This window comes from Pseudomonas pharyngis, from assembly GCF_021602345.1.
Taxonomy (GTDB): domain Bacteria; phylum Pseudomonadota; class Gammaproteobacteria; order Pseudomonadales; family Pseudomonadaceae; genus Aquipseudomonas; species Aquipseudomonas pharyngis.
Window position 1 is genome coordinate 325,490 of sequence record NZ_BQID01000007.1, and the last position, 24,228, is coordinate 349,717.

Consider the following 24,228-nt stretch of genomic DNA (forward strand, 5'->3'; position numbering starts at 1 on the left):
AAGGGCAATCGCAGGTTGTAAAAAAGCGGAGTGACGTATGGACACGTCACCCCGCTTCTTCACTGAATTATTCTGCGCGCTTTTAGTGGACACACTAAAGCTGTAGCTTACAGAAAAAGGGATTTTTGGTCTACCGCCAATGAGGCCGAAAGGCCGGAGAATGCGACAGGGCGTCGCTCAGCGGATTGAAACCGGCACAAACAGGGCGTTTGCGCCGGATTCAGAACATCTCAATGCAGGTCGAGCACGTCCTGCATGTCGTACAAACCAGGCTCGCGAGCATCCAGCCACAACGCCGCACGCACCGCGCCCTTGGCAAACGTCATGCGGCTCGAAGCCTTGTGTGTGATCTCCAGGCGCTCACCTTCGCAGGCAAACAACACCGTGTGATCGCCCACTACATCACCACCGCGAACAGTGGCGAAGCCGATGGTCTCACGCTCACGGGCACCGGTGTGGCCTTCACGACCATAGACCGCAACCTTCTGCAGATCACGATCCAGCGCATTGGCGATCACTTCACCCATGCGCAGGGCCGTGCCCGATGGCGCATCGATCTTGTGGCGGTGATGGGCCTCAATGATTTCGATGTCCGCATCTTCCGCCAACACCCGTGCCGCCATGTCGAGCAGCTTCAGCGAAAGGTTGACGCCAACACTGAAGTTGGCGGCGAACACGATCGGAATATCCTTGCCCGCCTCGGCCAGCAACTGCTTCTGCGCAGCATCCAGCCCGGTCGTGCCGATCACCATCGCCTTGCCGGCCTTGCGGCAGAAGGCCAGGTTTTTCAGCATCACTTCCGGCAAGGTGAAGTCGATCAACACATCGAACTCTTCCGCCACCGACTCCAGATTCCCGGACAGCGGCACGCCGATTCGACCGAGCGAAGCCAACTCACCGGCATCCACACCGATCAGCGTACTGCCAGGGCGGACAATCGCAGCCGTCAAACCGGTCAGCGGCGCGCGCTGCTGCACCGCCTCGACCAGAATCTTGCCCATGCGCCCGGCAGCGCCCATCACAGCTATACGTCGCATGCCGACTCCTTACAGATCGCCGAAGAAGCGTTTCACACCGTCGAACCAACCGGTGGTTTTCGGGGAGTGGCTGTTGTCGTCCGCCAGGGAACTGCGGAACTCTTCCAGCAATTCACGCTGACGACGGTTCAGATTGACCGGCGTCTCGACGGCCACACGACACATCAGGTCGCCCGCACCACCGCCACGCACTGGCGCAACACCTTTACCGCGTACGCGGAACTGCTTGCCGGTCTGTGTCCCTTCCGGAATCTTCAATTTGACGCGACCGTCGAGGGTCGGAATTTCCAGCTCGCCACCCAGGGCCGCGTCGACAAAGCTGATCGGCACTTCGCAGAACAGGTGCTTGCCGTCACGCTGGAAGATGTCGTGTTCGCGGACGTTGATCACCACGTACAGGTCGCCGGTCGGACCACCCTGAGTGCCCGCTTCGCCTTCGCCGGACAGACGAATGCGGTCACCAGTGTCGACACCGGCCGGCACTTTGACGGAGAGGGTTTTGTACTCTTCGACGCGACCGTCGCCGTGGCAGGAATCGCACGGATCGGAAATGATCTTGCCCTGGCCATGGCAGCGCGGGCAGGTCTGCTGCACCGAGAAGAAGCCTTGCTGCATACGCACCTGACCGATGCCGCCGCAAGTCGGGCAAGTCGATGGCGACGAGCCTTTCTTGGCGCCCGAACCGTCGCATGGTTTGCAATTGACCAGCGTCGGAACGCGGATATTCACGGTCGTACCGCGTACCGCTTCTTCCAGGTTCAGCTCGAGGGTGTAACGCAAATCGCTGCCGCGCTGAGCGCCGCCACGGGAACCGCCGCGACCGCCACCGAAGAAGTCACTGAAGACATCACCGAAGATGTCGGAGAAGTTCTGACCGCCGAAGCCTGCACCGCCGCCGCCCATGCTCGGGTCGACGCCGGCATGACCGTACTGATCGTACGCTGCACGCTTGCTGGAATCGGACAGCACTTCGTAGGCTTCGTTGGCCTCCTTGAACAGATCTTCCGACGCCTTGTCACCGGGATTACGGTCCGGGTGGTGCTTCATCGCCAGACGGCGATAGGCCTTTTTCAGGTCTGCTTCGCTTGAGCCGCGCTCAACACCCAACACTTCGTAATAGTCACGCTTAGCCATAAGTTCTTCATACTCTTGAGGACGTTCGGCAAATCCCTCCTGAGCTTCGCCAAACTCGTTGAGCCCCAATACAGGCCCGGACCCAACTCACGTCAATTCAACGATCCTGGTCTTTGGTTCATGCGGTATTTGCGGCGCGAAAAGCAGGAGCATTCCCGGCCATACCGCCAGCACCCTGGGGCGGACTGAATGACTTGTTCGTTAGGCAATTTCGATGCCTGAGCACCATACCCTGCGTTGCTGCTCCCCCCCATAGCGCGCTATGAGTCGTCGCAGCGCCTTGGTTATGGAGCCCAGTCATCTGAACTTGCTCTAACGAACAAGTCACTCAATCCGCCGTTGTCGCATGCTGTAAAAATTCGCGTATTCCAGATACGCCAACGCGGGAGCAAGCTCCCGCGCGGCGACATCCTACCAGTCACCGCCGCAAGGCAGTCAACCGGGCGACCAACAACTTACTTGTGGTCTTTGACTTCTTCGAACTCGGCATCGACAACATCGTCAGCCTTTTCAGCTTTCTCGTCGTGCGGTGCCGCGCCTTCAGGCTGAGCCTGTTCGGCGTACATCTTCTGAGCAACCGGCGCAGAGACTTTCGACAGCTCTTCAACCTTGGCGTCGATGGCAGCCTTGTCGTCGCCTTTGACGGCAGCTTCCAGGGCAACCACGGCCGCTTCGATTGCAGTCTTCTCTTCTGCAGTCACTTTGTCGCCAGCGTCAGCGATCATCTTGCGAGTCGAGTGAACCAGTGCATCACCCTGGTTACGGGCAGCGGCCAGCTCTTCGAACTTGCGGTCTTCCTCGGCGTTCAGCTCGGCGTCGCGCACCATTTTCTGGATTTCTTCATCCGACAGACCAGAGTTGGCCTTGATGGTGATCTTCTGCTCTTTGCCGGTTGCCTTGTCCTTCGCACCTACGTGCAGGATGCCGTTGGCGTCGATGTCGAAGGTCACTTCGATCTGCGGAACGCCACGTGGAGCTGGTGGAATGTCGGCCAGATCGAACTTGCCCAGGGACTTGTTCTGTGCGGCTTGCTTGCGCTCGCCTTGCAGGACGTGAATGGTCACGGCGCCCTGGTTGTCGTCGGCGGTCGAGAACACTTGCGATTTCTTGGTAGGAATCGTGGTGTTTTTCTCGATCAGCGCGGTCATCACGCCACCCATGGTTTCGATACCCAGGGTCAGCGGGCTGACGTCAAGCAGCAGAACGTCTTTCACGTCACCGGCCAGAACGGCGCCCTGGATCGCAGCACCCATGGCAACAGCTTCGTCCGGGTTCACGTCTTTACGTGCTTCTTTACCGAAGAAATCGGTAACTGCCTTCTGCACCAGTGGCATACGAGTCTGACCACCAACCAGAATGACGTCGTCAATTTTGCTGACGTCGATACCGGCGTCCTTCAGAGCAATACGGCATGGCTCGATGGTACGGTTCACCAGATCTTCGACCAGCGACTCGAGCTTGGCACGAGAGATCTTCACGTTCAGGTGCTTAGGACCAGTCGCGTCTGCTGTGATGTACGGCAGGTTGACGTCGGTCGACTGCGAAGAAGACAGCTCGATCTTGGCTTTCTCAGCGGCTTCTTTCAGACGCTGCAAGGCCAGAGGATCGTTCTTCAGGTCCATGCCGGACTCTTTCTTGAACTCGTCGACGAGGTAGTCGATCAGGCGCATGTCGAAGTCTTCACCACCCAGGAAGGTGTCACCGTTGGTGGCCAGCACTTCGAACTGGTGCTCGCCGTCAACTTCAGCGATTTCAATCACGGAAACGTCGAAAGTACCACCACCCAGGTCGTAAACGATCACGGTGTGATCGCCCTTGGCCTTGTCCATGCCATAAGCCAGAGCGGCTGCGGTTGGTTCGTTGATGATACGTTTTACGTCCAGACCGGCGATGCGACCAGCATCTTTAGTCGCCTGACGCTGACTGTCGTTGAAGTAGGCCGGAACGGTGATCACCGCTTCGGTCACCGCTTCGCCGAGGTAGTCTTCGGCGGTCTTCTTCATCTTTTTCAGGACTTCGGCGCTGATTTGCGGCGGAGCCATCTGCTTGCCGGAAGCCTCGACCCAGGCGTCACCGTTGTTGGCCTTGACGATCTTGTAAGGCACCAGCTTGATGTCTTTCTGTACAACTTCTTCGTCGAAGCGGCGGCCAATCAGGCGCTTCACTGCGAACAGTGTGTTGTGCGGGTTGGTCACAGCCTGACGCTTGGCGGACTGACCTACCAGAATTTCACCATCATTGGCGTAAGCGATGATCGACGGCGTTGTACGCGCGCCTTCGGCGTTCTCAATAACTTTGGCCACGCCGTTTTCCAGCACGGAGACGCAGGAGTTGGTAGTCCCCAGGTCGATACCGATAATTTTGCCCATGTTCACTCTCCCGAAACTTTGGATTTTTTTGCCGCAGCAGTGGTGGCTAACTGCGGTAATACTTAAACGCTTGACTTCTAAATGGGGGCCTTGCGGCTAATTTCAAGCCTTCTCGTCAATCGAAGGCGAAACTGGCGCCGGCGCCTTGCTGACCACGACCATCGCCGGACGCAGCAGGCGACCGTTGAGCTGGTAGCCCTTCTGGAACACCTTCAGAATGCTGTTCGGCTCCAGGACATCACTTTCCTGCATGGCCATTGCCTGATGTTCCACGGCGTTGAACGGTTCGCCTTCCTGCGGGCTGACAGCTACAAGCTGATAACGCGTGAGGGTGTCGTGAAACATTTTCAGGGTCAGCTCGATGCCTTCGCGCATCGGACGGATGCTTTCGTCATCCGGGCTCGACAGCTCGAGGCCGCGCTCCAGGCTGTCGACGATCGGCAGCAGGTCGCCGGCGAATTTTTCCAGCGCAAACTTGTGCGCCTTTTCGACATCCTGCTCGGCACGGCGGCGGACGTTCTGCAGATCGGCAGCTACGCGCAGCGATTGATCCTGCGCGGCGGCCAATTGCTCTTCGAGCACTTGTACACGGGTCGCCAGGTCATCACCCGAAGTCTCGGGCGCCTGATTGGCTTCTGGGTTTTGCGTATCTACTGTCTGTTCGTCAGCCATAGAATTCTCCTTTCAATATCGTCCGCGAGTTCGATTCGCGCTTCTGCCCCGGTATATGGGGCCGCAAAATCAGGCTTCAAGGGCTGACAACGATTAACCCTACAAAAAAGTGCTGCATTGGCATTCCTGCGCGCGACAAGCATTTGATCGGATCTTCTCCATTGAGCTGAGCGAGGGCATTGTCAGCCCGAAACAAAACACTGTATAAATAACCAGACCTGAAGCCTGGGAGCGGCCTTTATGCTGGTGCACCTGTCCGTACACAACTACGCCATCGTTGAACATCTCGATCTCGAACTCGATCGCGGCATGAGCGTGATTACCGGGGAAACCGGCGCCGGCAAATCGATCATGCTCGACGCCCTGGGCCTGACGCTCGGTGATCGCGCCGACAGCGGCGTGGTGCGACCGGGCGCCGACAAGGCCGATATCCTGGCGACCTTCGATCTGGCGGATATTCCCGAGGCCAGTGCCTGGCTGGCGGAACGCGACCTGGAAACCGACGGTCCGTGCATCCTGCGCCGGGTCATCACGTCCGAAGGTCGCTCACGCGGCTATATAAATGGCACACCCTGCCCGCTCGGTGACCTCAAGGCACTCGGCGAGCTGCTGATCGATATCCACAGCCAGCACGAACACCAATCCCTGCTCAAGACCGACACCCACCGGCGCCTGCTCGACGAATACGCCGGAGCCACCGATCTGGCACGCCAGGTTCACCTGGCCGCCCAGCGCTGGCGCCAGACCCGTCAGGAGCTGGAACGCTTGTCCAACTCCGGCGACGAACAGCGTGCACGCCATCAATTGCTCAGCTACCAGCTCGAAGAACTGGAAAACCTCGGCCTCGGGGAAAACGAGCTGGAAGAACTGGAGCAGGAACACAAGAACCTGACCAACGCAGAAACCCTGCTCGGCATCTGCCGACAAGTGGTCGAGCAATGCAGCGAAAGCGATTCCGGCAACGTTTTGAATGCCCTTACGGCCAGCCTCAATAGACTGTCGAGCGTGAACAACTCCGTCGGCGCGCTAGGTGAAGCGAGCAGCCTGCTGACCAGTGCGCAGATTCAGGTTGAAGAAGCCGTCGGCGAGCTCAATCGCTTTCTCGACAACTTCGACGCCGACCCAGCGCGCCTGCAATATCTGGAAGAGCGTCTGGATTCCATTTACACACTGGCACGCAAACACCGCATTCAGCCGACAGAAGTGGCGGAGATGCAGCAGAAGCTGCTCGACGAAATCGAAGCCCTCGACGCCAACGATGAATCCATCGAGCGCCTCGCCGAAGAGCTCGCTTCCTATGCCCGCCACTATCAGGAAAAGGCCCGGGAGCTGAGCGAGCTGCGTCATCAGGCAGCCGGCAGCCTGGCGAGCGCGGTGGAGCAGGAGATTCAGCGCCTGGGCATGCCCGGCGGTCGCTTCACCATCGAATTGCGCGCCAACAGCAGCAGCGAGCTGCAACCCAACGGCCTCGAACAAGTCGAGCTGCTGGTGAGTGCCAACCCGGGCCAACCCTTGAAAGCCTTGGCCAAAGTGGCGTCCGGCGGTGAATTGTCACGGATCAGCCTTGCCATCCAGGTGATTACCGCCCAGACCTCTCGCGTACCGACATTGGTATTCGACGAAGTGGACGTGGGGATTGGCGGTCCAACGGCTGAAATCGTCGGTCAACTGTTGCGCCGCCTCGGGGATCGCGGACAGGTACTGACGGTTACGCACTTGCCGCAAGTCGCGGCTCAGGGGCATCAGCATCTGTTCGTGCACAAGGTGCGAGGCGAGCAGGCCACTCACACGGCTGTTTCGAAGCTGAGCAAGAATGACCGTATAGAAGAAGTCGCACGCATGCTTGGCGGCATCGATCTGACCAAAGAGTCTTTGGCGCACGCGAAAAAGATGGTCGTCACCGCAAAGGTTTAAGCACGCCAGAAAGCACGAAGGCGACCCTTGGGTCGCCTTCGCTCGTTTCGCGAACCTGAAATTCGCGCGACATGCTTACTTTTTGTTGCGTACGTACAGTACGAGATTGTGATCAACCATCTCGTAACCGTGCTTCTCGACGATCGCCTTCTGAAGCTTTTCGATTTCTTCGTCGAAGAATTCGATGACTTCGCCCGACTCCACGTTAACCATATGGTCGTGGTGGCCACCGTCGGCCAATTCGAATACCGCGTGGCCGCCGTCGAAGTTGTGACGGACCACGAGGCCAGCCGCTTCGAACTGGGTCAGAACACGGTAGACCGTGGCCAGACCGACGTCCTCGCCAGCTTCCATCAACGCCTTGTAGACGTCCTCGGCACTCATGTGACGCTGCTCTGTAGAGTCGAGCATTTGCAGGATCTTGACCCGTGGCAGGGTCACTTTGAGGCCGGCTTTGCGTAGTTCGCTATTTTCAACCATGGTCAGCTTTCTCGCGATGCTGCTTCGCAGCTTCTCTTAATGCGGGTATGATCGGCGTTTACGTTGTCCCAGCCAAGATAGTGGAAGTCGCCCACCGATGCAAAACACCAAGCTCTTGCTAACCAGTTTCACCTTTGTGGGACTGCTCGCACTCGCCGGTTGTTCATTCCCCGGGGTTTACAAAATCGACATCCAGCAGGGCAATGTCGTCACGCAGGACATGATAGACCAGTTACGCCCGGGAATGACCCGGCCGCAAGTACGGTTTATCATGGGCAACCCTCTGCTTGCCGACACGTTCCACGCCAACCGCTGGGATTATCTGTACAGCCTGCAACCTGGTGGCGGTGAACGCCAGCAGGAACGCATGAGTGTCATTTTCGACTCGAATGACCGCCTTGTCAGTCTGTCCGGTGACTTCATGCCGGGCGTGAGCCGTGACGAAGCCATTCTCGGCAAGGACAGCGGCACCAGCGTGACCGCTCCTGCTGAAAACACCGAGCAGCCGAAACCGGAAAAACCGGCCAAGCCTGGCTCCTTGCTGGATCAGATCCAGAAGGACGTCGATGGTGTGGAAACCGTTCCGGTTCCAACGCCAGAACCGCTGGACACCTCGCCGCAATAATTTGCGACGCAATAAAAAACCCGGAAATTCCGGGTTTTTTATTGCCTGGCGTTCGACCACCCTACTGGTTTCGCGCCTTGGCTTCGGCAGCCTTGGCGGCACGCAGACGGCGCACCTCTTTCGGATCAGCCAACAACGGTCGATAGATCTCGATGCGATCGCCTTCCTGAACCTGTCGAGTATCCGGATCAGCGATCACTTTGCCGAAAATCCCCAAGGGACAACTGCTCAGATCCAGCCCCGGAAATTCAGCATCAATCTCCGACGCCATCAGCGCCGCACGCACCGTCGTACCCTCAGCAACACTGATTACACGCAAAACCTGACGATCAACCGCCGCATACACCACTTCGACTTCGATCACCGGCTCAACCATGCATCTGCTTGGCGCGCTGGCAGAACGCGTCCACCAGCGTATTGGCCGCCTGATTGAACAAAGGACCGAGCGTCGCGCGGACCAGCGGCCCGGCGTAGTCGAAGGACAGATCCAGACTGATCTTGCAGGCCTTCTCGTTCAGCGCCTTGAACACCCAGACGCCGTGCAGCTGATTGAACGGCCCCTCCTCCAGATTCATCTCGATCGACTGCCCCGGCACCAGCGTATTGCGTGTCACGAAGTGCTGACTAAGCCCCCCCTTGGCCACGCCGACACTGGCGCGCATGTGCTCAGGCGAGCTTTCCAGGACTTCAGCAGACGAGCACCACGGCAGAAATTCCGGGTACCGTGCCACGTCATTGACGAGGTCGTAGAGAAATTGCGCCGGATAAGGCAGCAGCGCCGATCGTTGAATATGTGTCGTCATGTAAGGGTCACTTCCAGAGCTGGGCGGCAAACACTACAAGAATGCCGATGGGCGCCACATAGCGCATCAAAAACAGAGACAGGGCGAACAGCGCCGGGCTGCGAATCGACAATTCATCACGTACCGCCTCACGCCCCATCACCCAACCGGCAAACAGCACAAAGCACAGCCCACCGAGCGGCAACATGATGCGCGAGGTGAAGAAGTCGATCACGCCAAAGAAGTCCAGGCCACCGGCCGCACCCCACTGGTAGAGATGGAACACCCCACCATCGTTCACGAAAAATTTGGCTTCCTTCCAGATATTGAAGGAAAACACCGTGCCCAGGCCAACGAACCAGCAGGTGAACGCCAACCAGAATGTCACCCAGGCACGGCTGATTTTAGTCCGCTCGACCAGATAGGCGACCATTGGCTCCAGCAGGGAAATCGCCGAGCTCCAGGCCGCAATAGCCACCAGAACAAAGAACACCACGCCCATCAACTGGCCGAACAGCACGTTACCGAAAGCAAATGGCAGGCTGACGAACATCAGCCCCGGGCCTTCACTCGGGTTCAAACCACCGGCGAACACAATCGGAAACAAGGCCAGACCGGCCACCAGCGAAACAAAGGTATCGAGCAGCGCCACACCGACGACCGTGCCCGACAGCGAGGCTTCCTTGGTCATGTAGGCGCCGTAGATCATGATCGAGCCCACGCCCACGCTCAGGGAGAAGAACGCGTGGCCCATGGCCGGCAGCAAGCCGTCGAGGACTTTTTCCGGGTGGAAGTCGAACATGAAATGTACGCCTTCCATGAAATGCCCGGTGGTCATGCTGTAACCCAGCAGCACCAGCACCATCACGAACAGCAGCGGCATCATGATCCGCAGGCTGCGCTCGAGCCCGGCGACCACACCCTTGGCAATCACCACCGCCGACAACAGCATGAAAACCGTGTGCCACAGCGTGATACGCCACGGGTCGGCGATGACATTACCGAAGTAGGCTCCGACCTGATCAGCCGTCGCGCCCTGGAAGTCTCCGCGCCCCATATCAATGATGTAATCCAGCGACCAGCCGCCGACCACACTGTAGAAAGACAGGATCAGCAGCGCCGTGATCATCCCGGCGAACGCGCCCCACGACCACTTGCCCGAGTGCCCGGCTTCCCGCGCCAGCACCTTCAGGGCATTCGCCGGACTCTGGCGGGCACGGCGGCCGATCAGGGTTTCGGCGAGCATTACCGGGATGCCGATCAGCGCGATACACGCCAGAAACATCAGCACGAAGGCGCCGCCACCGTAGACCCCGACCATGTAGGGGAATTTCCAGATGCTGCCCAATCCCACGGCCGAACCGGTCGCGGCGAATATGAAAACCCAGCGGCTAGCCCAACTGCCGTGGACAGAAACCTTGTCTGTCGACATCGTTTATCACGCCCAAGCGTTAGAAAAAGAGGCCGCATTGTCCGGGATTCACTCAACCTGCTCAAGCACGCAGCATCACCGTAGCCGACAGCCGTTTATCTCCATATAATGCCGCCCCTATGGCTAAACAGAAGAAACACCCAACAGGGACCATCGCGCAAAACAAAAAGGCGCGACACGATTACTTCATCGAGCACAAGTTCGAGGCTGGCCTGGTCCTGGCCGGCTGGGAAGTAAAAAGTCTGCGGGCAAGCAAGCTGCAACTGGTCGACAGTTACGTGTTGCTCAAGGATGGCGAGGCCTGGTTGCTCGGCAGCCACATCACGCCTCTGATGACCGCCAGCACCCACGTCATTGCCGACCCGGTGCGTACCCGCAAGTTGCTGCTCAACCGCCGCGAGCTGGACAAGCTCGCCGCCGCCGTGCAGCAGAAGGGTTACGCCTGCGTGTGCCTGTCCTGGTACTGGAGCAAGCACATGGTCAAGTGCGAGATCGCGCTGGGCAAGGGCAAGAAGGAATACGACAAGCGTGATACCGAACGCGAACGCGACGCCGGTCGCGAGTTGCAGCGTGCGGTGCGCAACAAGGGCAAGGAAGACTGATTCTTCTGCCTGAATGACCGTTCCCGCGCCCGGCGCGGGAGCGGTCATGCCTACATCCCTTTGCGTCGCTCGGCGCGAGCCATGCGCTGCACTTCCTGCCGCACTTCTTCCAGCACTTCCTGCACATACAGAATGTGTCGGCTGGACACCTCACGCGCCTGTTCCGCGCGCCCCTCGATAATCGCCAGATACAGCTCCCGATGCTGGGTGATCAGCATGTCGCGAGTTTCCGTGCGCTGCTTGTACATGCCACCGATGTTGGTCACCACGTTGCGCTTGAGCAGATCGAACAGCCCGCGAATGGTGTGCAGCAACACCGCGTTATGACTGGCTTCGGCAATCGCCAGGTGGAATTTCGCATCCGCCGCGCCCTCTTCCGCCCGGCTCACTTCGTCATGACGCGAATAGCAGTCCTGTAACTCTTCAAACGCAGCCGTCAGCCGTTCACGATCCACATCCGTGGCGCGCAATGCTGCGTAATAGGCACACGATGCCTCCAGCGTGTGGCGAAATTCCAGCAGATCGCGCTGCGCCTCGGGATTGCTTTCCAGCAATTGCAGCAGCGGATCGCTGAACGTCGAACCGAGACTTTCCACGACATAATTGCCACCGCCCTGCTTGCTGACCAGCAAGCCCTTGGCCGCAAGCTTCTGAATCGCCTCGCGCAACGAGGGCCGGGAAACGCCGAACTGTTCCGCCAGTGTCCGCTCGGCTGGCAGGCGCTCGCCGGACTTCAGCGTGCCCTCGAGAATCATCCCTTCCAGTCGCTCGACAATGTCGTCAGACAAACGGCGCTGACGTATCTGATCAAACCCCATCACTCAACTCTCCACCATCCCGACCGCTCGCCGGGCTCTCTATTCTGGCCTATCGACGCTGCGCCGACACCTGCCAGATGACGCCAATTCAACCGGTGCAATCCGACTCGCCGTCCGGTTGTTCGACAAAAGTTTTAGGGCGGCAAATTGACACACCGACATCAAGGCTTTTACCCTAGCCGACAGCACTTGTAAATTGGTCTTACCAATTAACCAAGAACGCTGACAGTGCCTGACCAACAACAATTAGGGGCCACCCCATATGCAAACCTGGCAACAGCTCTACAGCCCGCTCGGCAGTCTCGGCGTGTCCGCACTCGCGGCCGTCATCCCCATCGTTTTCTTCTTCCTCGCCCTTGCGGTGTTCCGCCTCAAAGGTCATGTGGCCGGCAGCATCACGCTCGCCCTGGCCATCGCCGTGGCGATCTTTGCGTTCCAGATGCCGGTCGACATGGCGTTCGCCGCTGCCGGATATGGCTTCGCCTATGGTCTGTGGCCGATTGCCTGGATCATTGTGGCAGCGGTGTTCCTGTACAAACTGACGGTCAAGAGCGGTCAGTTCGAGGTCATCCGCAGCTCGGTGCTGTCGATCACTGACGACCAGCGTCTGCAGGTGCTGCTGATCGGTTTCTGCTTCGGTGCATTCCTGGAAGGCGCCGCCGGTTTCGGCGCGCCGGTGGCGATTACCGCTGCGCTGCTGGTTGGCCTGGGTTTCAACCCGCTGTACGCCGCCGGCCTGTGCCTGATTGCCAACACCGCACCGGTTGCGTTCGGCGCACTGGGGATTCCGATCATCGTGGCCGGGCAAGTCACCGGCATCGATGCGTTCAAGATCGGCGCCATGACTGGCCGCCAACTGCCGCTACTGTCGCTGTTCGTGCCGTTCTGGCTGGTGTTCATGATGGATGGCCTGCGCGGTGTACGTGAAACCTGGCCGGCGGCGCTGGTCGCAGGCTTGAGCTTTGCCGTCACCCAATACTTCACGTCGAACTTCATCGGCCCGGAACTGCCGGACATCACGTCAGCCCTGGCCAGCCTGATTTCCCTGACACTGTTCCTGAAGGTCTGGCAGCCGAAACGTGCCGCCGGCCAGCACATTGCCGGTGCTGTTTCCGCTTCGGTGGTGACTGCCAGCGTCGGCGGTTTCGGCCAGAAGCGCACCACCGTCGCTTCGCCTTACAGCCTTGGGGAAATTTTCAAAGCCTGGTCGCCGTTCCTGATCCTCACCGTGCTGGTGACCATCTGGACCCTCAAGCCCTTCAAGGCCATGTTCGCCGCCGGCGGTTCGATGTACGCCTGGGTGTTCAACTTCGCGATTCCGCACCTCGATCAACTGGTGATCAAGACTGCACCGATCGTGGCCGCCCCGACCGCGATCCCGGCCGTGTTCAAACTCGATCCGATTTCCGCGACCGGCACGGCGATTTTCTTCTCCGCGCTGATCTCGATGCTGGTGCTGAAGATCAACTTAAAAATTGGTCTGACCATTTTGAAAGAGACCTTCTACGAACTGCGCTGGCCGATCCTGTCGATCGGCATGGTGCTGGCGTTTGCCTTCGTCACCAACTATTCCGGCATGTCCTCGACCATGGCTCTGGTGCTTGCCGGAACTGGCGCAGCGTTCCCGTTTTTCTCGCCATTCCTCGGCTGGCTCGGCGTGTTCCTGACCGGTTCCGATACCTCGTCCAACGCCCTGTTCAGTTCGCTGCAAGCGACCACCGCGCACCAGATCGGGGTCAACGACACCTTGCTGGTGGCCGCCAATACCAGCGGCGGCGTGACCGGCAAAATGATCTCGCCACAATCGATCGCCGTGGCCTGCGCAGCAACCGGCCTGGTGGGCAAGGAATCCGATCTGTTCCGCTTCACCCTCAAGCACAGCCTATTCTTTGCAACGATTGTCGGTCTGATCACTTTGGCTCAGGCCTACTGGTTCACCGGCATGCTGGTGCATTAAGCCGACAAGCAACATGGAAAAAACCGACACCGGTTCGTGATTCCGGTGTCAGCAATTCACAACCCGGTCTGTAAGGCTGCTGAAAGCAACGCGCTCTATATTCGGCAGCCTCAACAGACGGATAACCGGGCCCACCCGGAGACACGCCTGATGAGCGAGCTTTTTTACAACGCTGTGCCCAACGCCACTCGCGTCGCACCGCCACTGCCCGAACCCCGGCAATACCCCGGCGAGAAACCATCGCGGGTCTACCTGTTCGGCACGTGCGTGGTCGACCTGTTCTACCCGGAAGCCGGGATGGACGCGATCCACTTGCTGGAACGCGAAGGCATCCGGGTCGATTACCCGCAAGGGCAGAGCTGCTGCGGACAACCGGCCTACACCTCGGGTTACACCGAGCAGGCACGGACGGTGGCGCGCTCGCAACTGGCGCTGTTTGCCGGGGACTATCCGGTGGTGGTGCCGTCGGGTTCGTGCGCCGGGATGATCCGCGAGCATTACGCCGACTTGTTCAAGGACGAGCCGGAAACGCTGAAACAGGTTCAGGCCCTCGCAGCCCGTACCTATGAGCTGGCCGAGTTTCTGCTGTTCGTCTGCAAGGTGCAGCTCAAGGACAGCGGCGAGCCGGTGAAAGTGGCGCTGCACACCTCGTGTTCGGCGCGACGGGAAATGAACACCCACCTGCACGGCCGCGAGTTGTTGGCGCAGTTGAGCAACGTGGAACGGGTCAACCACGATCACGAAAGCGAATGCTGTGGCTTCGGTGGGACATTCAGCGTCCGTATGCCAGACATTTCCGGCGCGATGGTGGCTGACAAGACCCGCGCGTTGAAGGAATCCGGCGCGCATCAGGTACTCAGTGCCGACTGCGGCTGCCTGATGAACATCAACGGCTCGCTGGAAAAACAGCAGGAAGCACTGCGCGGGCAACACCTGGCGAGCTTCCTCTGGCAACGAACCGGAGGTGCGCGATGAGCACTTCCACGATTATTCCTACGGTTGCCGTAGAAGAAGATTTCCGCACCCGGGCACACAATGCCCTGGGCGACTCGCAGTTACGGAACAACTTCCGCACCGCGATGGATTCATTGATGACCAAGCGGGCAGCGGCTTTCAGCGATGCCCACGAAAGAGAACACTTGCGTGCCCTGGGCAACTCGATCAGGGCGCGTGCGCTCTCCAAGTTGCCCGACCTACTCGAGCAACTGGAACAGAACCTGACCCGCAACGGTGTGACAGTGCACTGGGCGGAAACGGTGGACGAGGCCAATGGCATCGTCCTTTCGATCATCCGCGCTCACGAGGCGCGGCAAGTGATCAAGGGCAAATCGATGGTCAGCGAAGAGATGGAGATGAACCATTTCCTCGAGGCTCGGGACATTGAATGTCTGGAGTCCGACATGGGGGAGTACATCGTCCAGCTCGACCACGAGAAGCCTTCACACATAATCATGCCGGCAATCCACAAGAATGCCGGTCAGGTCGCGTCCTTGTTCCACGACAAACTTGGCGTGGAATACACCAAGGACGTTGACCAACTCATTCAGATCGGTCGCAGGGTTCTGCGGCAGAAATTCTTCGAAGCGGACATCGGCGTCTCCGGCGTCAACTTCGCCGTGGCCGAAACCGGCACCCTGCTGCTGGTGGAAAACGAAGGCAACGGCCGCATGACCACCACCGTGCCACCGGTGCACATCGCCGTCACCGGCATCGAAAAAGTCGTGGAAAACCTGCGCGACGTGGTGCCGCTGCTGTCATTGCTGACCCGCTCGGCGCTGGGCATTCCGATCACCACTTACGTCAACATGATCTCCGGCCCGCGCAAGGAACATGAACTCGACGGCCCGCAGGAAGTGCATCTGGTGCTGCTCGACAACGGTCGCAGCCAGGCCTTCGCCGACAGCGAACTGCGCCAGACGCTGAACTGCATCCGCTGCGGCGCCTGCATGAACCATTGCCCGGTTTACACCCGCGTCGGCGGCCACACCTACGGCGAGGTTTACCCCGGCCCGATCGGCAAAATCATTACTCCGCACATGGTCGGCCTGGCGAAAGTCCCGGATCACCCGAGCGCGTCTTCTTTGTGCGGCGCCTGCGGTGAAGTGTGTCCCGTGAAGATTCCCATCCCCGCACTGTTGCGCCGCCTACGCGAAGAGAACGTCAAAGCCCCCGACAGTCCTCATCAAGTGATGCGCGGCCAAGGCAGCAAGTATTCGCGCAAGGAACGCTTCATCTGGAACGCCTGGGCGAAGCTCAACAGCTCGCCGCCCCTGTATCGACTGTTTGCGTTTTTCGCCACACGCCTGCGCGCGCTGGCGCCGAACAACGTCGGCCCGTGGACGCAGAATCACAGCGCACCGAAACCCGCCGCCCGCTCATTGCATGACATGGCTCGCGAACACCTGGCCAAACAAGGAGACCGTTGATGAGCGCCAAGCAAAATATCCTCGGCAAGTTAAAGAAAAGTCTGACCGGCACCACGCCGATTGCCGACAACTTTGATGTCAATCTGGTGACCCAGCCCTACACCTACAGCGCCGAACAACGGATCCCGCAACTGCGCAAACTGATGGAAGCGGTGCACACCGAAATCCACCTGACTTCCGCTGATGGCTGGCCGGCGCTGCTGGCGCAATTGCTGCGCGACCGTCAGTTGCCGAGCCTGCTGATCGCACCGACTACGCCTCACGGGCAACGGATCACACAACACTGGGCGAACAATCCTGATCTGCCGGCGCTGAAATCCTACGACCGGCCGATGGAGGAATGGAAAGCCGAGTTGTTCAACGACACCCCGGCCAGCCTCACCGGCACCCTCGGCGCCATCGCCGCCACCGGCAGCCTGATTCTCTGGCCGACCCGCGAAGAACCGCGGCTGATGAGCCTGGTACCGCCAGTGCATTTCGCCCTGCTCAAGGCCAGCCAGATCCGCGACAACTTCTATCAGGTGCAGCAGGAATTCGAGTGGGCCCAAGGCATGCCGACCAACGCGCTGCTGGTGTCCGGCCCGTCGAAAACCGCCGACATCGAACAAGTCCTGGCTTACGGCGCCCACGGCCCGAAAGATCTGGTGGTGTTGATCCTGGAGGACCAATGACCTTACCGGCGACTTTCCTGCGCGATGCGCAGCAATTGATTCCTGCCGAACGGCGTTTCGACGATCCGCTGTCGACCCTGGCTTTCGGCACCGATGCCAGCTTCTACCGGTTGATTCCGCAACTGGTGATACGCGTCGAATCCGAAGATGAAGTGGTAGCGCTGCTGAAACTGGCCCAGCGCGATCAGGTCCCGGTGACCTTCCGCGCCGCCGGCACGAGCCTGTCCGGACAGGCGATCAGCGATTCGGTGCTGATCGTGCTTGGGGATAACTGGAACGCCCGGGAGATCCGAGGGCAAGGCACACAAATTCGCCTGCAACCGGGGGTAATCGGCGCCCAGGCCAACGCATGGCTCGCGCCATTCGGGCGCAAGATCGGCCCGGATCCGGCGTCGATCAACGCCTGCAAGATCGGCGGCATCGTCGCCAACAACGCCAGCGGGATGTGCTGCGGCACTGCGCAAAACACCTATCACACGCTGGCCGGGATTCGTCTGGTGCTGGCCGACGGCACGCGACTCGACACCGAAGATGCCGCCAACGTCGAGGCGTTTCGCGCCAGCCATGGTGAATTATTGGAACGTCTGGCGACCTTGGGCCGTGAGACCCGCGCCAATGCCGAACTGGCCGCGCGAATCCGCCACAAATACCGTCTGAAAAATACCACCGGCCTGTCGCTCAACGCCCTGGTGGATTTCGATGAGCCTGTGGATATCTTGAGCCACTTGCTGGTCGGTTCCGAAGGCACTCTCGGTTTCATCAGCGCCGTGACTTACGACACGGTGATCGACCATCCGAACAAGGCCTCGGCGCTGATCGTATTCCCGGATGTGGAAACCTGCTGCAACGCCGTCACCGTGCTGAAAAGCCAACCGGTGTCCGCCGTGGAACTGCTCGACCGCCGCAGCCTGCGCTCGGTGCAGGACAAACCCGGCATGCCGACTTTCGTACAGCAGCTGTCGAACAATGCCTGCGCGCTGTTGATCGAATCCCGCGCCGCCTCTTCCACTTTGCTGCAGGAACAACTGGCGCAGATCATGGCGTCGCTCAGCGGCTTCCCGGTGGAGAAACAGGTCGACTTCACCGAAGACCCGGTCGAAAACGCCCGCCTCTGGGCGATCCGCAAAGACACCTTCCCTGCCGTTGGCGCGGTGCGCAAGACCGGCACCACGGTGATCATCGAAGACGTCACCTTCCCGGTGGAACAACTGGCCATCGGCGTGAACCGTCTGATCGAGCTGTTCGACAAACATCACTACGACGAAGCGATCCTTTTCGGACACGCGCTGGAAGGTAATCTGCACTTCGTCTTCACCCAAGGCTTCAACAGCGCGGAAGAAGTCGCACGCTATCAGGCGTTCATGGACGACGTGGCGCAACTGGTGGCCGTGGAGTTCGGCGGCTCGCTGAAGGCGGAGCACGGCACCGGGCGCAACATGGCGCCCTTCGTCGAACTGGAATGGGGCAGTGACGCCTATCAATTGATGTGGCAGCTCAAACGCCTGCTCGACCCCAACGGCATTCTCAATCCGGACGTGGTGCTCAGCGAAGACCCGCAGATCCACCTCAAGCACCTAAAACCGCTGCCGGCGGCCGACGAGATTGTCGATAAATGCATCGAGTGCGGTTTCTGCGAGCCGGTCTGCCCTTCGAAAGGCCTGACCTTGAGCCCGCGCCAGCGCATCGTGATCTGGCGCGATATCCAGGCAAGAAAACGCGCCGGAATCGACACCACCGAACTGGAAAAAGCCTACGACTACCAAGGCATCGATACCTGCGCCGCGACCGGTTTGTGTGCGCAACGTTGCCCTGTAGGCATCAACACCGGCGAGCTGGTGAAAAAGCTGCGCGGCCGTCACGCCACACATACGAAAACCGCCAACCTGATCGAAGGAAATTTCGCCACCACCCTGCAAGGTGCGCGTTTCACCCTGCATGTGGCCAACGGTGCGCGGATGTTGCTGGGGGCACCGCGCCTGGCGAAGCTTTCGGCCACCCTGACGCGGCTGTCCAAAGGTCAGGTGCCGCTGTGGACCAGCGCGATGCCGCAACCGGAAAAAGCCATTCGCTTCAGCCCGGCCGTGTCGGACGAACGCCCGCGCGTTGTGTATCTGGCGGCCTGCGTCTCGCGGGTGATGGGGCCGGCGGCGGGCGACAAGGAGCAGATGTCTCTGTACGACAAAACCCGTGGCCTGCTGGAAAAGGCCGGGTATCAAGTGGTGTTTCCGGACAATCTGGACAACCTCTGCTGCGGTCAGCCCTTTGCGTCCAAGGGCTACGCCGAACAGGCCGAACACAAGCGTCAGGAGCTGATCGGCGCACTGCTCCAGGCTAGTCGCGGCGGGCTCGATCCGATCTATTGCGACACCAGCCCTTGCACCTTGCGGCTGGTGCAGGATGTGGGAAATGTTCGCCTGGATCTGTACGACCCTGTGCGATTCATCCGTACGCACCTGATGGATCGGCTCGACTTCACCCCGCAGGAAGCACCGATTGCCGTTCACGTGACCTGCAGCACTCAGCATCTGGGGGAAAGCCAGGCGCTGATCGACCTGGCACGCAAATGCAGCAAGACGGTAGTGATCCCGGAAGGCATTCACTGCTGCGGTTTCGCCGGCGACAAGGGTTTCACCACGCCGGAGCTCAACAGCCATTCCCTGCGAACGCTCAAGGATGCGGTGCAACAGTGCAGCGAGGGAATTTCCACCAGCCGCACCTGTGAGATCGGTCTGACGCAACACGGCGGCATCGACTACCACGGTCTGGTGTATCTGGTGGATCGGGTAACCCGGGCCAAAGCCCCCGCAACCGCCGTCTGAAGAAAAATAGAACCCTTGCGAGCGACCGCAGTCCACAGAACAGGCCCCGAACAATCGGGGCTTGTCCTCCATTCGGTTGCCCGTCCTGACGGCCAGCGAAGTCTGGATCCCTCAGTTCAAGGAGATTCATATGAAACGTTCTGTACTGTTAGGTCTGTTCGTTACTGCCTCGATGATGGCGTCGGCTTCGTTCGCTGCCGACAAGCCCGCTGACCTGTGTGATGCCAATCTGCAAACCATCAACAACGCCAAGGCGCAGGCAATGGCCTCACCCGACCTGAATCAACGGGTAGAAGCCAGTGTGCAAAAAGCCCAAGCACTCAAGGACCAGGGCAAGATTGACGAATGCGTGGCTGAAACCCAGCAAACCATTCTGGAAATCCGCAAAACCAGCGGAACCAACAACTGATCGAAGCTCAGGCCAACCTTCGGGTTGGCCTTGTGAGCCGTTTGGCGTACACTGCGCAGGCTTGTTGCTCATAAGCCACACAGAGCGCCAGGCTCGGGGCCGTTTAGGATTCGACGCCGGTTGCGAAACTCTAGGTGCATGCCGACTTGGTAACAGAAGTCGTAAATCCACTGTTGCAACTACTTATAGTTGCCAATGACGACCAATACGGTGCTGCTCTCGCTGCTTAATTGCAGCTGACATGCACTCCTGGTACCTTCGGGTCCAGCAATCATCAGGGGATGTCTGTAAACCCAAAATGATTGTCATATAGAACAGAATCGCCGTGCAGTACGTTGTGGACGAAGCGGCTAAAACTTACACAACTCGCCCAAAGCACCCTGCCCGTCGGGTCGCTGAGGGTTAACTTAATAGACACGGCTACGCATGTAGTACCGACAGCGGAGTACTGGCGGACGGGGGTTCAAATCCCCCCGGCTCCACCAACTCTCAACGACAAGGCCCGCCCAGTGCGGGCCTTGTCGCATCTGGAGATTCATCCCGGGAGACCTCATGCGCCAGGCACTGCTGATCATCGACGTCCAACCCTGCTTCTCCCCGCCGCAATGGCTGATCGACGGCATTCAATCGCTCATCGGGAAACTGCCGAGCGTCGCCACGGTCGAGCGCCATGACGAGAGCCGCACACCGTTCCAGCGTCAGCTCGGCTGGCATCCGGCGGCGGACGATGACAGCCTGATCGCAGCAGACCGCATCTTCATCAAATACGGCTACGCGCCCTCCCCGGACACAATCGAATACCTGAAAAGCCTGAACCTGGATCGCGTGCTGGTCTGCGGCCTGCAAACTGAAACCTGCTGCCTCGCTGCCGGGTTTGCGCTGTTCGATACCGGATTGCAGCCGACGTTGCTTACGGATCTGACGGCGAGCTCGTCGCTGGATCGTTCAGGTGGTCTGGGTGTGCGGATATGGGAACATCACTTCAAGCACACGCTGACGTCGAGTGAACTTCGCTCCTGTCTGCAGGCGTCCTAGGAAATTTCCCGCAGCACGCGTCGATTTTCACGTACTGGTTCAAGATGCTTCCGGGCGCTAGTCTTCGCGCTCCGCTGCAACCTGGCAGATGGGTTTACCAAAGGAATTCGCCGGGAGCCTGAAACCATAGAGCCTCGTCATGAAGAAAGACATCCGAAGCCAAATGAAAAAGGGGACAAATTGATTCCCTTCAAAATAAATCCATCCCCCTTTCCCCCGCACTCAACGACCCACGCGAAGAAGAGCTGATTGAGGTGAAGCCGCTGTCGGGTTGGACCTACTTGAGGAGAAAAGCGCCGCCGAATGAGAATGACATCGATCCGTTCAGTCCGTAGGAACAGCAGGCGGTGCTGGGCACCATTTCCGACCAAGCCCGCAACTTGGTGCATGACTGGCCTTCGCACCAGCGAGCTGGTCGTGCTTGATTGGGGCGACTTTGACTGGTTGCGTGAAGTGTTCGTGGTGACCCTGGGTATGACGCAGGCTGACAGAGGAAGGGCCGAGACAACGAAGACCGCGGCAGGTGGGCGCAGCGTGAAACTGCTTCGTCCGGCGATGGAAGCGTTGAAGGCGCACACGTTCCTCGCAAATACCGAGGTGTTTCAGAATCCGCGCACGCTTGAACGATGGGCGGGCGATGGGCCGATCAGCAACACGATGTAGGTCCCGGCGATGAAAAAAGCAGGGATGCGGTATCGCCGTCCTTGCCAAACCAGACACACTAAGCGCCGATGATGCTGTCCGCCGGCGAGCATCCGATGTGGGTTGCCAAGCAGATGGGACATACAGGCTAGACTATGATTGCAAGGGTCAATGGCAGATGAATACCTGCCCCCGAAGCGAGTTCTGTGAAAAAGGCTGAAGCGCCCTTTTCCGATCCTGTATCCCATAGGAAAAGCCAACGCGTCACGTAGCAGTTGGCCAGCACAAGATGGTAACGTGCTGCGCTCCGCACGTTTCAATGGGTGAAGCGATGACAGGAGTTACCATCAGAGGGATCGATAATGCTTCAAAGCGGTTATATGAATTTTTTTAATGTAAACAAATGCGGACTTTACAGATCTTTGGGTAAAGAACCCAAGGGGCTCTCTCTCGCCGAGACTTTCGAAAAGCTTTCGGAATGGAAAAAAGGCCGCAATTTTGAAGCAACAAACCCTTGGGATCCAAGGAGAAATCGTAACAAGACTCCGTGCTATTGGCACGAGGTCCATAAAGATTCCGATAATGGTGATTATCTATTGGTTTTATGGAAGGGGGACAGCGATAGACATGGCCCACTATTCGGCATAACCATTAACCCCGACGGCTCGACTGAGAAAGCGATAAAACAGACGGAAACCAACAGCAAAAAGCCCATGGTATGGGGTCGTCCTTGTTACTACTGGATTATCCCAGAGCTGAACATCGTTGCTTCTATCAAATTCGAAAACTCCAGAACTGACTCAAAAATGTTTCAGGAATGGATCGCGGGGTGCATTGACCTCCGTGTGGATCTACCTGGAATGAAGAAGGTCACCACCGAAAAAAACTTTGTAAAGATTGAGTTCCCGGAAGACGCAGAAGACAACTACCGTTATTCATTTCAATTTGATATGTCAATGAAATCATTAGCTACCTCTTCGGCAGAATTGCACGAACTTGCGGGAAAAATCACACACATCATCAAAAGAGAAACTGTTTCAATTAAATCTGTAGATAAGCGGCGCGGATTTGCAAAGTACTTCCAACGCTTTGAAGTCCCATATATTTCGGCAGAAGACAATTCCACTAGACAAGTTGAAATCAAGATCGCGGCCAAGCCCACAGCAGCAGAAATAAAAGAAATAATTGAAAACCACGCAGAAGAACACGAAGCAGGCACATGGGAAAATACTGGATTCACGGTGGAAGGTTCGAGCCGAATCGTATGGGCTAGTAAATATAGGTTATCAGAAAGTATATCTGTAGAAGATCGTGGCGAAGCAATTCTCACCGCTAGTAGCTTATATAATAGAATTCTAGCAGACAGGGACAGATATTTAGATCCTATCCGCAAAGACCTCATTGCGCAAAAGGAGGCGGCGAATGCCTAAATTAATTGCCATGGCCATTTTTTCAATAGCCATCGGCATCTTGAGCTTCAAATTTGAGCTAAATGTTTCATACGTCGACTATAAAAATTACTGCACAGTATTACTTGCAGTTTCCGGGATGGTTTTCACCATAATGGGTATATGGATTGCATTTGTATACCCAAACGCCATTAAACGGCTACAAGATCCCGACAAGATTAAAATCGCTGACTTTACGAGTACGCTGCAGGACACCCGAAGACTGGAAAGTATAGTTGGAAGCGTACTTGAGTCAGCAACTGTGGCGACCGGTATCACTCTCGTATTTTTTGCGAAACTCATAATTGGAGGAACGGCTTTATACAAAGGGAACCACCTCGTATTCGAGTCGACTGGCGTAGCTTTCATTGTCTTTCTGAGTCTGATACAAAGCTCCGCTATCTTTGGAGTAATTTGGTCAAACTACCTATTCATCGACGATCTTCACACCCGCCGCGAGACCCAAGAGCGACATAACGACTTTTGAAATGACAGCTTTACGCCATCCTCTTGGCTGAACACCGTGGAATGTCTGGCTAAGACGGGGGGTTCAAATCTCCCAGCTCCATCAAATAGACAAGAAGACGTCCAAGGGCGTCTTTTTTTGCGCCTGCGATTCGGTGCTGATTTGAAAGGGGCAATGGGCGATCAATGTGAGGGCCAGTTTATCTAGCGCCCACTAGTCAGATGAACATGGGCCTCTTTCCCTCGTAAAGCGCCTCTGAAATGAATGCGCCGGTGCCGACATACCGCCCGCGATCACCTTTGTGCTTGCTGAAATGGTCAATAACTTCCGGCGACTGCTCTCCTCATACGGCCAGCAAACTGGCGGCAAATAGACAGCGGCAACTGCCACTGAAAAGCGCTGTTGTTCGATGTGAAAACAACCGAGCATGGTTAAGACAAGTAAAGGACGTGAAGGTCGCCTCGAAAAAAGCTACGCCTCCCCCCCCCCG

The 24,228-nt window shown here is 58.1% G+C and carries 22 protein-coding genes and 1 other RNA gene; 14 read left to right on the plus strand and 9 right to left on the minus strand.

Features of this window, described 5'->3' with window-relative positions:
* Window positions 1-230: 230 nt before the first annotated feature.
* The 4 genes from dapB to grpE all read right to left on the minus strand — a co-directional run bounded on the left by dapB (window position 231) and on the right by grpE (window position 5,212).
* Window positions 231-1,037 carry a 4-hydroxy-tetrahydrodipicolinate reductase gene (gene dapB / locus L6D74_RS16965; protein WP_007953764.1) on the minus strand — a complete coding sequence of 269 codons (807 nt, stop codon included), beginning with the start codon at window positions 1,035-1,037 and terminating at the stop codon, window positions 231-233.
* 9 nt (window positions 1,038-1,046) lie between these two features.
* Window positions 1,047-2,171 carry a molecular chaperone DnaJ gene (dnaJ, locus tag L6D74_RS16970; protein ID WP_039769159.1) on the minus strand — a complete coding sequence of 375 codons (1,125 nt, stop codon included), beginning with the start codon at window positions 2,169-2,171 and terminating at the stop codon, window positions 1,047-1,049.
* Window positions 2,172-2,626: 455 nt separating this feature from the next.
* On the minus strand, window positions 2,627-4,540 hold the full coding sequence (gene dnaK / locus L6D74_RS16975) for a molecular chaperone DnaK (protein WP_064593336.1): 1,914 nt from the start codon (window positions 4,538-4,540) through the stop codon (window positions 2,627-2,629).
* 102 nt (window positions 4,541-4,642) lie between these two features.
* Window positions 4,643-5,212 (minus strand): nucleotide exchange factor GrpE, encoded by a 570-nt coding sequence (gene grpE / locus L6D74_RS16980; protein ID WP_039769154.1) that lies wholly within the window; start codon window positions 5,210-5,212, stop codon window positions 4,643-4,645.
* A gap of 240 nt (window positions 5,213-5,452) precedes the next feature.
* Between grpE and recN the strand changes: the two genes are divergently transcribed.
* Window positions 5,453-7,126 (plus strand): DNA repair protein RecN, encoded by a 1,674-nt coding sequence (recN, locus tag L6D74_RS16985; protein ID WP_236189862.1) that lies wholly within the window; start codon window positions 5,453-5,455, stop codon window positions 7,124-7,126.
* Between the two features lie 75 nt (window positions 7,127-7,201).
* Here recN and fur read toward each other — a convergent pair whose 3' ends face one another.
* Window positions 7,202-7,606, minus strand: coding sequence for a ferric iron uptake transcriptional regulator (fur, locus tag L6D74_RS16990; protein WP_039769149.1), 405 nt, complete (start codon window positions 7,604-7,606; stop codon window positions 7,202-7,204).
* Window positions 7,607-7,703: 97 nt separating this feature from the next.
* On the opposite strand from fur, the gene L6D74_RS16995 reads away from it, so the two are divergent.
* A complete protein-coding gene (locus L6D74_RS16995) occupies window positions 7,704-8,231 on the plus strand; it encodes an outer membrane protein assembly factor BamE (protein WP_011332391.1) in 528 nt (175 codons plus the stop codon).
* 61 nt (window positions 8,232-8,292) lie between these two features.
* On the opposite strand, the gene L6D74_RS17000 is transcribed toward L6D74_RS16995, so the two are convergent.
* Genes L6D74_RS17000 through L6D74_RS17010 form a run of 3 tightly spaced genes read right to left on the minus strand, consistent with a single transcriptional unit; the run spans window position 8,293 to window position 10,445 of the window.
* Window positions 8,293-8,607, minus strand: a complete 315-nt coding sequence (locus tag L6D74_RS17000) for an RnfH family protein (protein WP_064593334.1) — start codon at window positions 8,605-8,607, stop codon at window positions 8,293-8,295.
* Window positions 8,600-9,034: a type II toxin-antitoxin system RatA family toxin gene (locus tag L6D74_RS17005; protein WP_003221509.1), complete on the minus strand. Its 435-nt coding sequence runs from the start codon at window positions 9,032-9,034 to the stop codon at window positions 8,600-8,602. Before L6D74_RS17005 ends, L6D74_RS17000 begins: the two co-directional genes overlap by 8 nt.
* 7 nt (window positions 9,035-9,041) lie before the next feature.
* Window positions 9,042-10,445, minus strand: coding sequence for a sodium-dependent transporter (locus L6D74_RS17010; RefSeq protein ID WP_039769144.1), 1,404 nt, complete (start codon window positions 10,443-10,445; stop codon window positions 9,042-9,044).
* Between the two features lie 119 nt (window positions 10,446-10,564).
* Between L6D74_RS17010 and smpB the strand changes: the two genes are divergently transcribed.
* The gene (smpB, locus tag L6D74_RS17015) at window positions 10,565-11,047 is read left to right on the plus strand and encodes an SsrA-binding protein SmpB (protein WP_007953781.1); all 483 of its coding nucleotides are present in this window, start codon (window positions 10,565-10,567) and stop codon (window positions 11,045-11,047) included.
* 50 nt (window positions 11,048-11,097) lie between these two features.
* Here the strand turns inward: smpB and L6D74_RS17020 are convergent, their stop codons facing one another.
* The gene (locus L6D74_RS17020) at window positions 11,098-11,865 is read right to left on the minus strand and encodes an FCD domain-containing protein (RefSeq protein WP_039769141.1); all 768 of its coding nucleotides are present in this window, start codon (window positions 11,863-11,865) and stop codon (window positions 11,098-11,100) included.
* 262 nt (window positions 11,866-12,127) lie between these two features.
* Between L6D74_RS17020 and L6D74_RS17025 the strand changes: the two genes are divergently transcribed.
* The 11 genes from L6D74_RS17025 (at window position 12,128) to L6D74_RS17075 (ending at window position 23,759) form a co-directional block, all read left to right on the plus strand.
* The gene (locus tag L6D74_RS17025) at window positions 12,128-13,822 is read left to right on the plus strand and encodes a lactate permease LctP family transporter (protein WP_236189864.1); all 1,695 of its coding nucleotides are present in this window, start codon (window positions 12,128-12,130) and stop codon (window positions 13,820-13,822) included.
* Window positions 13,823-13,972: 150 nt separating this feature from the next.
* Window positions 13,973-14,797 (plus strand): (Fe-S)-binding protein, encoded by an 825-nt coding sequence (locus L6D74_RS17030; protein WP_064593332.1) that lies wholly within the window; start codon window positions 13,973-13,975, stop codon window positions 14,795-14,797.
* On the plus strand, window positions 14,794-16,248 hold the full coding sequence (locus L6D74_RS17035; RefSeq protein WP_236189866.1) for a LutB/LldF family L-lactate oxidation iron-sulfur protein: 1,455 nt from the start codon (window positions 14,794-14,796) through the stop codon (window positions 16,246-16,248). Before L6D74_RS17030 ends, L6D74_RS17035 begins: the two co-directional genes overlap by 4 nt.
* A complete protein-coding gene (locus tag L6D74_RS17040) occupies window positions 16,248-16,919 on the plus strand; it encodes a LutC/YkgG family protein (protein ID WP_236189867.1) in 672 nt (223 codons plus the stop codon). Before L6D74_RS17035 ends, L6D74_RS17040 begins: the two co-directional genes overlap by 1 nt.
* Entirely contained in the window at window positions 16,916-19,738 is a 2,823-nt protein-coding gene (locus L6D74_RS17045) for an FAD-binding and (Fe-S)-binding domain-containing protein (RefSeq protein WP_236189868.1), read from the plus strand. The genes L6D74_RS17040 and L6D74_RS17045 overlap by 4 nt, the downstream gene beginning before the upstream one ends.
* Before the next feature lie 130 nt (window positions 19,739-19,868).
* On the plus strand, window positions 19,869-20,147 hold the full coding sequence (locus tag L6D74_RS17050; protein WP_236189869.1) for a hypothetical protein: 279 nt from the start codon (window positions 19,869-19,871) through the stop codon (window positions 20,145-20,147).
* 95 nt (window positions 20,148-20,242) lie between these two features.
* Window positions 20,243-20,632, plus strand: a transfer-messenger RNA (tmRNA) gene (gene ssrA / locus L6D74_RS17055).
* 67 nt (window positions 20,633-20,699) lie between these two features.
* Window positions 20,700-21,182 carry an isochorismatase family protein gene (locus L6D74_RS17060; RefSeq protein ID WP_236189870.1) on the plus strand — a complete coding sequence of 161 codons (483 nt, stop codon included), beginning with the start codon at window positions 20,700-20,702 and terminating at the stop codon, window positions 21,180-21,182.
* 387 nt (window positions 21,183-21,569) lie between these two features.
* Window positions 21,570-21,845, plus strand: a complete 276-nt coding sequence (locus L6D74_RS30035) for a site-specific integrase (protein WP_309295710.1) — start codon at window positions 21,570-21,572, stop codon at window positions 21,843-21,845.
* Window positions 21,846-22,186: 341 nt separating this feature from the next.
* Window positions 22,187-23,254, plus strand: coding sequence for a hypothetical protein (locus tag L6D74_RS17070; protein ID WP_236189871.1), 1,068 nt, complete (start codon window positions 22,187-22,189; stop codon window positions 23,252-23,254).
* Window positions 23,247-23,759: a hypothetical protein gene (locus L6D74_RS17075; RefSeq protein ID WP_236189872.1), complete on the plus strand. Its 513-nt coding sequence runs from the start codon at window positions 23,247-23,249 to the stop codon at window positions 23,757-23,759. Before L6D74_RS17070 ends, L6D74_RS17075 begins: the two co-directional genes overlap by 8 nt.
* Window positions 23,760-24,228: the final 469 nt, after the last annotated feature.

Bases quoted from the DNA above. Each gene is read 5' to 3' on its own strand.
- dapB (WP_007953764.1), bottom strand. From the start codon at position 1,037: ATGCGACGTATAGCTGTGATGGGCGCTGCCGGGCGCATGGGCAAGATT.
- dnaJ (WP_039769159.1), bottom strand. From the start codon at position 2,171: ATGGCTAAGCGTGACTATTACGAAGTGTTGGGTGTTGAGCGCGGCTCA.
- dnaK (WP_064593336.1), bottom strand. From the start codon at position 4,540: ATGGGCAAAATTATCGGTATCGACCTGGGGACTACCAACTCCTGCGTC.
- grpE (WP_039769154.1), bottom strand. From the start codon at position 5,212: ATGGCTGACGAACAGACAGTAGATACGCAAAACCCAGAAGCCAATCAG.
- recN (WP_236189862.1), top strand. From the start codon at position 5,453: ATGCTGGTGCACCTGTCCGTACACAACTACGCCATCGTTGAACATCTC.
- fur (WP_039769149.1), bottom strand. From the start codon at position 7,606: ATGGTTGAAAATAGCGAACTACGCAAAGCCGGCCTCAAAGTGACCCTG.
- L6D74_RS16995 (WP_011332391.1), top strand. From the start codon at position 7,704: ATGCAAAACACCAAGCTCTTGCTAACCAGTTTCACCTTTGTGGGACTG.
- L6D74_RS17000 (WP_064593334.1), bottom strand. From the start codon at position 8,607: ATGGTTGAGCCGGTGATCGAAGTCGAAGTGGTGTATGCGGCGGTTGAT.
- L6D74_RS17005 (WP_003221509.1), bottom strand. From the start codon at position 9,034: ATGACGACACATATTCAACGATCGGCGCTGCTGCCTTATCCGGCGCAA.
- L6D74_RS17010 (WP_039769144.1), bottom strand. From the start codon at position 10,445: ATGTCGACAGACAAGGTTTCTGTCCACGGCAGTTGGGCTAGCCGCTGG.
- smpB (WP_007953781.1), top strand. From the start codon at position 10,565: ATGGCTAAACAGAAGAAACACCCAACAGGGACCATCGCGCAAAACAAA.
- L6D74_RS17020 (WP_039769141.1), bottom strand. From the start codon at position 11,865: ATGGGGTTTGATCAGATACGTCAGCGCCGTTTGTCTGACGACATTGTC.
- L6D74_RS17025 (WP_236189864.1), top strand. From the start codon at position 12,128: ATGCAAACCTGGCAACAGCTCTACAGCCCGCTCGGCAGTCTCGGCGTG.
- L6D74_RS17030 (WP_064593332.1), top strand. From the start codon at position 13,973: ATGAGCGAGCTTTTTTACAACGCTGTGCCCAACGCCACTCGCGTCGCA.
- L6D74_RS17035 (WP_236189866.1), top strand. From the start codon at position 14,794: ATGAGCACTTCCACGATTATTCCTACGGTTGCCGTAGAAGAAGATTTC.
- L6D74_RS17040 (WP_236189867.1), top strand. From the start codon at position 16,248: ATGAGCGCCAAGCAAAATATCCTCGGCAAGTTAAAGAAAAGTCTGACC.
- L6D74_RS17045 (WP_236189868.1), top strand. From the start codon at position 16,916: ATGACCTTACCGGCGACTTTCCTGCGCGATGCGCAGCAATTGATTCCT.
- L6D74_RS17050 (WP_236189869.1), top strand. From the start codon at position 19,869: ATGAAACGTTCTGTACTGTTAGGTCTGTTCGTTACTGCCTCGATGATG.
- L6D74_RS17060 (WP_236189870.1), top strand. From the start codon at position 20,700: ATGCGCCAGGCACTGCTGATCATCGACGTCCAACCCTGCTTCTCCCCG.
- L6D74_RS30035 (WP_309295710.1), top strand. From the start codon at position 21,570: ATGACTGGCCTTCGCACCAGCGAGCTGGTCGTGCTTGATTGGGGCGAC.
- L6D74_RS17070 (WP_236189871.1), top strand. From the start codon at position 22,187: ATGCTTCAAAGCGGTTATATGAATTTTTTTAATGTAAACAAATGCGGA.
- L6D74_RS17075 (WP_236189872.1), top strand. From the start codon at position 23,247: ATGCCTAAATTAATTGCCATGGCCATTTTTTCAATAGCCATCGGCATC.